Consider the following 12,114-nt stretch of genomic DNA (forward strand, 5'->3'; position numbering starts at 1 on the left):
ATATGACAAAACACCTTTAAAATGGGATAATTAAATAGCACGACACACTGATTAATTAAGACATTTTGAGGACTCCATGGAACAAGATAGTAACGTCGAATCTAATGAAACTAGCGAAACGAAACCACTAAAAGAAACTCACCCAGATAGCTTTGTACACCTTCACTTACATACACAGTACTCACTACTGGATGGTGCGATTCGTTTAAAAGATTTAATTCCACAAGCTAAGGAATTGGGTGTTCCAGCAATTGCACAAACTGACCATGGTAATATGTTTGGTGCCATTGATTTTTATACTCGCTGTAAAGATGCAGGTATTAAACCAATCCTTGGTTCAGAAATTTATTTTACTCCGGGTTCTCGCTTTGATCGTCGTGCCGCAAAGAAGTCTGCAAGTGTAAGCTCACAAGATGCAGAAGAATCTTCAAGACAAATTCACCACCTCATCTTACTTGCTAAGAATAATACAGGTTACCAAAACCTTTGTAAGCTTCTCTCAAAAGCTTATCTTGAAGGTTTCTACTATAAGCCACGTGCTGACGTCGAACTACTTCGCGAGTACTCGGAAGGTCTAATTTGTACGACTGCTTGTCTTAAGGGAGAGGTTGGCTACAATTTCTTTACTGGCCAAGACGATAAGGCCATTCGTGCTATTGAAAAGCTAAGAGATATTTTTGGCCCTGACGACTTCTACCTAGAGATCCAAGAAAATGGGATTCCAGAGCAAAGAATTGTTAACGAAAGAGTTATTGATTTTGCACGCAAGAATGACATTAAACTTGTTGCGACAAATGACTCTCACTATATGACACCTGAGGATGCGACTGCTCAGGAAGTTCTCCTGTGTATCCAAACAGGAAAGACCTACGCTGATGAAAATCGTATGCGTATGACGTCGCAAGAATTCTATTATAAGTCACCTGAAGAAATGAGAGCGGCTTTTCACTATGCACCTGATGCCTGTGATAACACGCTTGAGATTGCAGATAAGTGTAATGTTGAACTTTCTTGGGAAGATGAAAACGGTAATCAAATTTATCACTTACCAGATTATGAAATTGATACGGACGAAACTCTTGATGAGTACTTCGACCGCGTAACTAAAGAAGGTCTACAAGCTCGCTTTGATGGGCCTCAATTTAGAAATATTGTGAACCAACCAGATTGGGAAGAGCAGAAGCCAAGGTATTATGAGCGTCTGCAATATGAGATGGATCTTATTAAACAAATGGGATTCGTTGGATACTTCCTTATCGTTGCGGACTTCATTCAGTGGTCAAAGGATAACGGGATTCCTGTAGGTCCTGGGCGTGGTTCCGGAGCAGGTTCTCTTGTTGCCTACGCACTTACGATTACCAATATTAACCCGCTTCCATATAATCTACTTTTTGAGCGTTTCATTAACCCTGAACGTATTTCGATGCCTGACTTTGACGTCGATTTCTGCCAGGCGGGACGTCAGCGAGTTATTGAATACGTAACGCAGAAGTACGGGGAAGATAAAGTAGGTCAGATTATTACTTTTGGTAAGCTTCAGGCCAAGGCCGTTGTAAAAGACGTTGCCCGTGTTTACGACTTAACATTTGCTGAAGCCAATATGATCTCAAAACTAATCCCTGATGAAATCGGGATTACACTTGATAAAGCAATTGAGATGGAACCGAAACTTCAGGAGCTCATTGAAACAGATCCTAAGATTCGCCAAATCTTTACGATTTCAAAAAGACTTGAAGGACTATATCGTCACGCTGGTATTCACGCGGCCGGAGTTATCATTACCTCTGAACCTCTAGTGAATTACTGTCCACTTTTTAAAGGTGCTAAGGGTGAAAAGGTTGTTCAATTTGATAAGGACTTTTCGGAGTTAATTGGACTTGTAAAATTTGACTTCCTTGGACTTAAGACTCTAACGGTAATTGATTACGCTTCTGACTTTATTAAGCGTGACTATGATCCAGACTTTGATATTGAAGCTATTGATTACGAAGATAAGAAAGTTTATGACCTTGTTTCTGAAGGGGACACGATTGGAGTTTTCCAGCTAGAGTCTTCAGGGATGCAGGATTTATGTCGTCGTATTTCTCCGGATACACTTGATGATATTACGGCCATCAACGCCCTTTATCGTCCAGGTCCAATGGGATCGGGAATGCACGATGAATTCGTTGAAATCAAGCACGGGCGTAAAGAAGAAACTTATCCATTTGAAGATCTAAAGCCAATCCTAAACGATACTTACGGGATCATTATCTACCAAGAGCAGGTTATGAATATCGCTCGTAAGGTTGCAGGATACTCTCTTGGTCAAGCGGATATGCTTCGTAAGGCGATGGGGAAAAAGAAACTTAAGGAGATGGAGCGCCATAAGCAAATCTTCTTAGATGGTGCAAAAGAGAGAGACTACGATCTTAAGATTGCTGAAACTCTCTATGACCAGATGGCGAAATTTGCGGAGTACGGTTTCAATAAATCTCACGCCGTTGCCTATTCATATATTGCTTATCAAACAGCTTTCTTAAAAACTTATTACCCACCAGAGTTTTACGCTGGTCTATTAAGTACGGAACTTTCTAATACAGATAAGATCACGACAATTATTAACGATGCAAGAAATCACGATATTGAAGTTCTTGCTCCATGTGTGAATGAATCTCTTTGGTTATTTAACGTTGTTGATGGAAACCTTCGTTTTGGAATGGGTGCTATTAAGGGTGTTGGTGAAGGTGCAGTTGAAGAGATTGTACGTGAGCGTACAGAAAATGGGCCATTTGTGGGCTTTATTGATTTCTGTGAGCGAGTAAATCTTAGACAAGTTAATAAGAGAACAGTTGAAGCATTAATTCGCGTAGGTGGATTCGACGGTTGTGAAAAAGAGCTAAACCGTCGCACGATGCTTGAAAATATGGAAATGGTTGTTGCTTACGCAAGTAAGCGCCAAAAAGAAAAAGAGATGGGACAGACTAATCTCTTTGATATGGCAGAAGGATCTGAAGATACTGGTGCTAACAAACTTGATCTTGAACACACGGCCGACTGGGATGATAGAGAGAAACTTCTTTATGAAGCTGAGTTAATTGGTGTTTATGTTTCAGGTCACCCTCTTGATCGCTACCAAGGTGTTATTGAGCAGATGGCCTCAATGCCTATTGGGCAAATTCAAGATATTGATGGAACATCAAAAAGAGATATGGTTCTTGCAGGGATGATCGTTGAGAGAAAGCCAATCATGACAAAGAAAGGGGATCGCATGTGCTTTGCTACCCTAGAGGACTTGTCAGGTAAGATTGAGTGTATTGTCTTCCCAAAAACATTTGTTCAATATGAAGAGATTCTATTAAGTGATGATCCAATCATTATGACTGGACAGGTAAATTTGGCCGAGGAACCGCGAAAATTCTTCCCGTCAAAGATTCAAAAGCTTAAAGAACAGGCCGAAGAAAGAGTATCATCTGTTCGTCTTAACGTTCCAATGACTTCTTTAAATGAAGGGCGTCTAAACCGTCTTAAGCAGACGATTTTAGGTCACCGAGGAACTGTTCCACTGCATATTATTTTTGAACACGATTCGGGAAGAGCGAGAATGCCGCTCGGAAGCGACTATCTGGTAAACCCAACACCACAAATGGCGGCAAAAATTAATGAGATTTTTGATGCTGATGCGGTGAAGTTTATTATTGATGGAAAAATCAGCGATGTAGGGTAAAATACTTAAAGATATATTTAAATCTAGGGATGGATAATGAAGAAACTAATATTATTGCTACTTTTAGCAACAAATACTCTTGCAGCATCAGTGAGTGCAAGAGGTCAGTTCACATCACAAACAGGTGACTCTTTATCTTTTATTAAAGAGCAACTTTATGCCAACGCTGTTAGAAATGTTCTCGATTCAGAGCTTGAAAAACTAGGTCTAGACACTAAGACATTCTGGCAGAATTATGAAACACAATTTGAAGAATATTTTGCGCCGATCAAGGAGACATATGACCGCCAAACAGGTGCAGTGGATGAAGAAGGTAATCCTGTCGTTCTAACAGGCAGTGCTCTGGAAAGATATGAAAGAGGCCTAAGAAGTAAGAGACTAAAGGCCCGTGCTTCATTTGGTGGGTTTAATTCAATCATCTCTTCTTATACTGTTAAGAAAATGTCTAAGTCACTATCTCGTGCCGATACTCACTACTACAATATTGATGCAAAAGTTGATCGCAAACTTGTTTCTGAGATTTACTACCGCTATATCGGGCAAGGTAAGACAAGAAATTTTACAAAGCTATACCTAAATATCAATTACAAGCTTAAAGACCTTACTTGGGAAGAAGTGGGAGTTAGTTCTCAGTCCAAATTTACTGATGTTGTTGAAGACCACTGGATTAAGGAATTAACTGGAAGTGTTGGTGGTGTCTTTTTAGAGGGGATTGAAATTGTTAATCCTTCGACGAGACAAGAGATCTTTGAACATCTAAAGAAGCCTCTTTCTGCACTACGCTCAAGTGAAGGTGAGATCCTAGGGACTCGTCAGGAAGAGTTAAGAAATTCACTTATGCTAACTCTTGATATTGTTCTTGAAAAAGAATTTAAAGATGAAAAGCAAAAACAAATTAATATTCAAACATATGGTGGAATTGTTTTAACGGATTTACGTGACGGCACAATTGTAAACTTTAAAGATTTTGAGGCCAAAGGACAGCAGTACTCAACAGTTGATCCACATAAGCAAAGTTCAGATATTGCTAGCTTTGTTTATCAACTACCAATTTCTGAAATGAAGGGCCTCAAGAGAACGATCAAGGAGAAGGTCTCTGTAAAGAATTCTTTTGATATCGTTCTAAGAAATACACACAATATTAACGAAGCTTTTGACTTTGCAAGTATGCTTAAGGAAGAGGGCGTTGTTTACTTCTTTGACCCACAAATTACTTCGACTCTTCAAAATGTCGTAAGTATTAGTATCACATTCTCTGGTGATAAAGATAAGGCAATGGATGTTTTAAAGAAGTTCTCAAACACAAAGCTATCAGATCAAGCTTCAATTAAAAGAGATGAGAATTTACCATTTGTCTTCAATATTATTCATGCTGGAGAGAATGGAAAAGTTATTAAAGAAGATAAGGAAGCCACGAAGGCCAAGAACCTATGATTAAGTATTTATTACCAATTTTACTGATTATAACAACATCGTGTTCTCTTTTAGCTCCTCCGCAAAGAAGAGATTATCACGGAAGAAAAGAAAGAACGACTCAGCGTCAACACTTTACAGGTGTTAAGAAGAAAGTTGCACTACTAACTTTCTTTAATGAATCTCCATTTGGAGGACAAGACCTAGGTGTTGTTGCGACAGAAGAATTACGCCGTGAACTTCAAAAGACGGGACAATTTATCGTTGATCCTATGTCTGCAAGGTTATTTGGTTCATCTAAACAAGTTTATTCTCAAGGTGGCTCTAAGCTTGTTCAGATGACAAGAAAGGCCAAGGGTGAGGGTGTAAACTTTGTTGTTTTCGGACGAATTATTGAGGCCAGAGTTAGAGAGAAGTCTGATGAGGTTGGATTTGTTAGAAGCACAAAGAGCTACAGTGAAGCAAAAGTTGAAATTAGAATTTATGATGTAAATTCAAATAAAGAAATCTATACGGATACCCTTGATGGTTATGCTGATGATAATAGCTACCGTTTCTTTAAGTCTGATCGTGACTCTCAGACGAAGTATCGCCAAGACCTTCTTCGTTATGTAACAAAGGTATCAGTTAGAAAATCTATCCCAAGAATTCTTGATACGGCCCAAAAGCTAGAGTGGATAGGCCGTGTTGCAAAGATCATTGGAAATAATATCTATATTAATGCTGGACGCGATTCTGGGCTTAATATTGGTGACGTTTTAAAAGTTGTAACTGAAGGTGTTGATATTTATGATCCTGAAACTGGGGCACTAATTGGTGTTTCTAAAGGGGAGATTAAAGGAACAATTGAGGTTGTCGACTTTATCGGTGCAGACGCTTCAATTGGAATTCTACATTCTGGAGGCTCTGTTCACGAAGGTGACTTTGTTAAGTTGTACTAATGATTTATTCTCTTGCGCGCAATTTCTTATTTAAACTCGATGCTGAAGATGCTCACGATCTAACGATTGATTTAATGGAAAAGTTTCCCGTTATGTCTGAAATCTTTCCAAGCTATCGTCGTGATAATTTAAAATTAAAAGTTGGAAATAATATCTGGGCAACTCCCATTGGACTTGCTGCAGGTCTTGATAAGAACTGTCGAGGCTACCAATTTCTTTCACACCTTGGTTTTGGTGCAATTGAAGTTGGAACAGTTACTCCTAGGCCTCAGGCCGGAAACCCAAGGCCAAGACTCTTTCGCTATATTGAAGAAGAGTCGATTCGCAATTGTATGGGTTTTAATAATGAAGGTGGAGAGTTTCTTAAGAATCAGGTTCGCTTGGCCCAACGTTCAATTCCGCTAGGAGTGAATATTGGTAAGAATAAGGATACGCCAGATGAGCTTGCTTATGAAGACTACGCTTCTTTGTATCAAGACTTTAAAGAATTAGCTGATTATATTGTCATCAATGTCTCTTCGCCAAATACACCAGGACTTCGCTCTCATCAAACTCGTGAATCACTAGAGAAGATTTTTGCGGCCCTTGAGCGTAAAGAAGGTGAGGTGGACCTCTATCTAAAGATCTCTCCTGATATCGAAGAAGATGAGATTGATAGCATTATCAAAGTTGCAAGTGACTATAAGCTTACAGGTATTATTGCAACTAATACGACGATTATGCAGGAGCGTGGTGTCGGTGGTGTATCTGGAAAGCTTCTATTAAAAAAGGCCCGTGGAATTCGTAAGGCCTGTCTTGATAAAATGAAAGAATTTCCTAATCTCGAATTCATTGGTGTAGGTGGATTTTCATCATATGAAGATGTCGTTGATTACTGGCGTGATGGGGGAAGGTGCTTACAAGTATATTCTGCATTTGTTTTTCAAGGGCCAAAGCTTTTACAAAACCTTAATAAGGCCATCTTAAATGATATGGAACTAAAGGGTTTTAATTGTGTTGAGCAACTAATTGAGCATTATCATCATTTAAATTCATTGTAAGTTATTAGATTTTCATATGAACTAAAACTTAAACTTAATTTTTTCCTAAAATTAACCGAAACGAGTAAAAAGGTTGGTTAAACATTTAAGGAAAGAAATGATTAAAGGCTTAGTTCATACTGTCGTTATTGCATCATTAAGTGCATTTGTATTTTTCACTAGTAGTGATATTGAAAGTACTCTTAAGCAAGAGCTTGGCAGTGGTGCGAATCCTTATAAACATGTAGATCGCTCTCCTGATTTTGTAAAACGATCAATTGCATCCTTGTCTGATGACGTTACGGCCCGCGCTCTTAAGAAGAGAAGGGTTGAGGATATGCATATGTATAAGTCCTATGAAGAGTCCTTATCTAAGCTTAAGGGTTGTATGCGAACTATTTGTCAGGAATACTTCACAAGTGAAGAGGTTTCTGAAAATTATGATAAGTATGGGGATTTTGTCACAGCTAAGATTAACGAAAATATTAATCAGCTTTATAATTTCACATTAAAAAGAGGCTTTCGTTCTCATTCAATTATCACAACAGCTTTAGACTTTATTGACCTTGGTAATGAAGATTTAAAGAAGAATCTCGTTTTACTATTAAGTACACAAAGAAGTGATCTAAGATCATTGAATGCACTTATTCAATTATCACAAGGTGTGTACGGAAAAGATCTTCATTCACTCATTATTTTAGAGTTAGAGAAGTATGCAGCATCTAAAGAATTTAAAGATAAGGTAAGTGATCAAATTGTAACGGTTTTAGCTTCTAGTCGTAGCAATGAGAACTCTCTCATTACAAAAGAGCTTTACCGCTTTATTAATAAAGATAACCTACAGAAGTTTAATCATCTTCTAACAAAGATACCAAACGAGAGTCGTGTTTACTCTCAGCTCGCAAATCATATTGAGAAATTTGAGTCCACTAATTTATAGAACGACTTTCAATTTCTTTGCAATTGCTATTTCATTTTCATTTAAACTAAGTTGGTAGGCGAGTATCTGTACTCCAACTTCTTTGGCCTTAATTAGTAGTCTCTTGTATTCCTTATCGATATCACTAACATTGAAGCTTTTCACATCTTCACGTGAAATAATATAGAGCATTGTGGCCTCATGGCCTTGTTCTTTTAATGCCATAAGTTCTTCGAGGTGTTTTTGTCCACGAGTTGAGACTGCATCTGGAAATTGAGCTTGCTCACCAACTTTTAAAGTAACATTCTTTACTTCAACAAAATTATACTTAAAGCTTGCATCTTCAAGTTGCAGATCTTTCTTATCAATCTCTTTATTACTTAAGATAAAATCAATTCTACTTTTTCCTATTTTTACTTCACTCTTAAAGTATTCATAATCTTTAAGCTCTTTGAATTTTCCAAGCTCAAGTCCTTCTTGAACGATTTTATTTGTTAGTCCAGTATTAACCATAATCCAAGAGTCACCGTTAGATATCATTTGAGCAGAGAATTTTAGTTTTCTTTTTGGATCATCCGAGTGAGTCATGAGAACTTTCCAATCTGGTTCCCAACAGGTTCTCATACTTCCTGTGTTAGCGAGGTGGGCCGTTAGGACATCCTTAGACTTATACTCTTTAAAGTTCTTATCCAATTTAAAGTCTAATAAAAATCGTTTATAGCGTTCAATAATTGTTCCTAAAACCAATTCATTTTCTTTAAATTGCATATTTTTCCTTGTGTGCAAGTTGCTAAGCATCTGTAATTATATGTTACAATTAGCAATACGATATCATTTTAAGAGGACTTTGTGAAAACCGCTTTAGTTATTTGTGACAATGAAGTTTTAAATTCAATTTATAGTGTAAATCTCAAAACTTATACAGAGTTGAATTTAATTTTTACGTCATCATTAGATGAGGCGCTTATTCATATTGAAAATACCGATATCCCAATTGATTTACTCGTGACGATGGCATCCATTGGAGATGAGGATACGGCCCTTTTGGCCTTTCATAATCTTATTGAAAATGATCGCGACATCCCTTCAATTGTTATTGGAGAAGGGGATCTTGTTCCAGATGAGAATTATGTCGTAAAGAATCAATTTGATATTCCTGGAATTTTACAAAATATTTTTGAATGCTTAAAAATTACACCAAGAGAAGTTTTGGCCGTTGTAACTGAAGAGTTATATGAAATGCCAATCCGTCTCTTCTTTCCATTTAATAAAGCATTCTGTGACACATACTATATGCTTGAAAATGATGGTGTTAAAACTCCGGCCAAGATCTATGATACAGACAGTGATGTTTGGCCCAAGGTAAGAGAGTTCTTGGATCAGAATGTTTCTCATCTTCTTATTCCTGCAAGAGAGCGTTTTGCTTTTACGAAAAGAGTGACAGAGCTACTTATCGAAAGTATGGAAAAAGTAACACCAGAGACACCACAGCAAGAATCTTTAGATTTTGTCGAACAGAGTATTGATGCGATTGCTGAGCAATTATTTGAAGATGAAGGCGTGACTAAAGAAGTCGTCCAGTTATCACAAATGTGTATGGATACAATGGAAGAAGTTATCGATAGCGTGCCAGATCTTAAGTCAATTTTAAAAGACCTCGCTGCTCTTAAATCGGGCTTTCTTTATAGTCACTCGATTATTGCTGGTTATGTTTCTTCTCACATTCTTGAGAATGTTGAGTGGGGTGGCCCAGCTCACAAAGAAAAGCTTAAATTTGTTCTCTATTTTCATGATATGTACCTTGTTCAGGTGTATAAGAAATATCCTGATCTTATGTATGAAGATAAGATTATCTTTGATCCTCAAGTTTCTGAAGAGGATAAGGAAATCATTATTAACCACGCTGCCGAGGCCGCAGACGCAATTAGGCGCTATCCTGCCTGTCCACTGGGTGCCGATGTTATTATTATGCAACACCATGGTACATCAAACGGACTTGGCTTTGCCACAAGTTTCAAAGATGATATTTCACCACTTGCAAAAGTTCTGATTATTGCTGAAGCGTTCACTGAAGAGATTTATCAACGAATTGAAGATCGCCAGAAGATCAATGTTGAAGATGTGATCACTAAGTTACGTGAACGATTCACTAAGCACACATATAAGAAAATTATTGAAACGCTGGCAACGATTAAAATTTAACTTATATCAATTAGTAAAAGTAGTTTAATCCGGCCACAGCTCTCTGATAAATACTATCGTAGTACTCATAAGCAATCTTAAGGCCCACATTCTTAGTGAAGTGAAATCTTGCCTCAGTATTCCATTCATGAAACTTATTTAAGCTACTATGGTTTCTAAAAGCATACTGGTAGCTTCCTTGCCATGATAGGTACTTTCCTGAATAGATAAGTCTTAGCTTAGGCCCATATGTTAGAGAGTAGTCATAGTCAGATTCGTAGATATATGAGTTTTGAGTAGCGATAAATGCTGCTACTGCGAATGCTTCATCACCAAGAGTGTAGCCAAGATCAAAGTCCAGGTATGGATTTAGCGTTCGGCTTTGATATGTAAAGCTCTCAGCAAAACCAAAACCAAATTGCCAGCTAAGTTTTTTTGCAAAGACACTAACAGGCCTAAGGGCCTCGATACGGGCAAGCTTTGCATCAACTAATCTAAGGCGATCTTCTTGATAGCGATTGTAATCAAATTTTAAGTTCACTAATTCTGTCGTGGACATTGGTAGATAGCCATCTTGGCGATCGAGTGCATTGTGAAGGGCACCACGAAATTCGAAGTTTAGGTATTCTCCATGTGTATCAAAGCTAGAACCTAGAGTGATCTGATTTGTGTAGTGGCCCTTATCAGGGGACTTTGGCATAAGAAATTCATAGTTAATATCTTGTGACTTTGATGCAAGTTTTGCACGCTTACTATTGATACGAAACTTCTTTGTTCGATACTCTTTTTTCTCTTTATTCTTTAAAGACTTTGTTGCATCAACATCAGCATTTTTAAAATCGACATAGAGGTTATAAGTATCCAGAACAAAGAGCTCTTTTGGGTTATCCTTGATATTGCTAATATTTTTTGAATTCTTTACAAGCTCTTTAAAAAGTTCAACTTGTTCCGGGGCCATCTCATTATATCTTGCTTTCAATTTTGTATAAGAAGCAGGCCTAACTTTAATATTCTTTACGATATTATCTTGCTTGAAGAGAGCATAGATCGTATCAACAGGTGGAACTGTAGTATCAATATTATCGATTAATTTCCAGTCTGTTCTTATCGCATCCACGAAGGCCAAAATATGATAAGAGCAATTCTTCGTAAAGTAGAGGTAATCAAAATAGGCCCTATTCATCTCAAATAGGTGGGCCTGAAAATAAATGAGATCTTCCTTATCTAGGTTTAATTCATAATCCCATAGATCTCTTGATTCCATATTATTATATTCTTTAACTTTCACATAGTATGGCATCATGGCATACATGCCCTTAAACCCACCAAAGATCCCTTTGTAGCCATAGACAAGAGGATTGATGGTATCAACCTTAGCACTAAAGTCGACTCCATAATCTAAGAGGTCATTATCTTGGTTTTCCGAAGACTTTGATCGAACACGAAAGAAGGTGTGGCCAAAAGTTGATGCCGGCTTTTCAATAAAGTAAGAAGAAAAAATGATTGATACAGATGAGATATCGATTTTTTCAATATAAGCTTGGTAAGCAGGACAGTCTTTTAAATTAAGAGACTGATTAATTAATTTATGTTCTTTTAAAAGCATAAATCTTGCAGGGAAAAGACATTTTGGATGATTATTCATGTCTTTGATTGCAGCAGATTCAATGCCTGAAATTGACTTCTTTAATTCTTGGAGAGGAGAAGTCTTTCCCTCTTTTGAGAGGAAGTATTCGTCAGCTTTCACAAGGGATTCATAACCGAACAGTCCCTTTTCATAACGGATTAGCTTTAACCACTTTTGTGATTTTGAAAAAGAATCTAGGTTAGATGGTGCCCACGTTGCATAAGACGTTTGTCCAAAGACAAAGGCGAGTAGTGTTGCAGTAAAAAGTAATTTCATTCTTTAATCAACTTTGGCGTATTAAAAATGGC

8 protein-coding genes are annotated in these 12,114 nt (G+C 37.5%); 6 read left to right on the forward strand and 2 right to left on the reverse strand.

The window, feature by feature from the left end; translation table 11 throughout:
- The first annotated feature begins 76 nt into the window (after positions 1-76).
- The 5 genes from dnaE (at position 77) to ABMA78_RS11240 (ending at position 8,019) form a co-directional block, all read left to right on the forward strand.
- A complete protein-coding gene (dnaE, locus tag ABMA78_RS11220) occupies positions 77-3,706 on the forward strand; it encodes a DNA polymerase III subunit alpha (protein ID WP_392860098.1) in 3,630 nt (1,209 codons plus the stop codon).
- A gap of 36 nt (positions 3,707-3,742) precedes the next feature.
- Complete coding sequence (locus tag ABMA78_RS11225; protein ID WP_392860099.1) at positions 3,743-5,140, forward strand: hypothetical protein; 1,398 nt, start codon at positions 3,743-3,745, stop codon at positions 5,138-5,140.
- Positions 5,137-6,060 carry a hypothetical protein gene (locus ABMA78_RS11230; RefSeq protein ID WP_392860101.1) on the forward strand — a complete coding sequence of 308 codons (924 nt, stop codon included), beginning with the start codon at positions 5,137-5,139 and terminating at the stop codon, positions 6,058-6,060. Before ABMA78_RS11225 ends, ABMA78_RS11230 begins: the two co-directional genes overlap by 4 nt.
- Positions 6,060-7,100, forward strand: coding sequence for a quinone-dependent dihydroorotate dehydrogenase (locus ABMA78_RS11235; RefSeq protein WP_392860102.1), 1,041 nt, complete (start codon positions 6,060-6,062; stop codon positions 7,098-7,100). The genes ABMA78_RS11230 and ABMA78_RS11235 overlap by 1 nt, the downstream gene beginning before the upstream one ends.
- Positions 7,101-7,197: 97 nt before the next feature.
- Positions 7,198-8,019: a hypothetical protein gene (locus ABMA78_RS11240; RefSeq protein ID WP_392860103.1), complete on the forward strand. Its 822-nt coding sequence runs from the start codon at positions 7,198-7,200 to the stop codon at positions 8,017-8,019.
- Here the strand turns inward: ABMA78_RS11240 and sfsA are convergent.
- A complete protein-coding gene (gene sfsA / locus ABMA78_RS11245) occupies positions 8,014-8,766 on the reverse strand; it encodes a DNA/RNA nuclease SfsA (RefSeq protein ID WP_392860105.1) in 753 nt (250 codons plus the stop codon). The two genes, ABMA78_RS11240 and sfsA, sit on opposite strands and share 6 nt — an antisense overlap.
- A gap of 81 nt (positions 8,767-8,847) precedes the next feature.
- Here sfsA and ABMA78_RS11250 point away from each other — a divergent pair, with 81 nt between their 5' ends.
- Complete coding sequence (locus tag ABMA78_RS11250) at positions 8,848-10,200, forward strand: hypothetical protein (RefSeq protein WP_392860107.1); 1,353 nt, start codon at positions 8,848-8,850, stop codon at positions 10,198-10,200.
- Between the two features lie 10 nt (positions 10,201-10,210).
- Here ABMA78_RS11250 and ABMA78_RS11255 read toward each other — a convergent pair whose 3' ends face one another.
- Complete coding sequence (locus ABMA78_RS11255; protein ID WP_392860109.1) at positions 10,211-12,082, reverse strand: DUF4105 domain-containing protein; 1,872 nt, start codon at positions 12,080-12,082, stop codon at positions 10,211-10,213.
- Between the last annotated feature and the right edge of the window lie 32 nt (positions 12,083-12,114).

It is taken from the genome of Halobacteriovorax sp. RZ-2, from assembly GCF_043196685.1.
In the GTDB taxonomy this organism is placed as follows: domain Bacteria; phylum Bdellovibrionota; class Bacteriovoracia; order Bacteriovoracales; family Bacteriovoracaceae; genus Halobacteriovorax_A.

Excerpts from the sequence above, each read along its gene's own strand:
- ABMA78_RS11230 (WP_392860101.1), top strand. The coding sequence starts at position 5,137 with ATGATTAAGTATTTATTACCAATTTTACTGATTATAACAACATCGTGT.
- ABMA78_RS11240 (WP_392860103.1), top strand. The coding sequence starts at position 7,198 with ATGATTAAAGGCTTAGTTCATACTGTCGTTATTGCATCATTAAGTGCA.
- ABMA78_RS11225 (WP_392860099.1), top strand. The coding sequence starts at position 3,743 with ATGAAGAAACTAATATTATTGCTACTTTTAGCAACAAATACTCTTGCA.
- sfsA (WP_392860105.1), bottom strand. The coding sequence starts at position 8,766 with ATGCAATTTAAAGAAAATGAATTGGTTTTAGGAACAATTATTGAACGC.
- dnaE (WP_392860098.1), top strand. The coding sequence starts at position 77 with ATGGAACAAGATAGTAACGTCGAATCTAATGAAACTAGCGAAACGAAA.
- ABMA78_RS11255 (WP_392860109.1), bottom strand. The coding sequence starts at position 12,082 with ATGAAATTACTTTTTACTGCAACACTACTCGCCTTTGTCTTTGGACAA.
- ABMA78_RS11235 (WP_392860102.1), top strand. The coding sequence starts at position 6,060 with ATGATTTATTCTCTTGCGCGCAATTTCTTATTTAAACTCGATGCTGAA.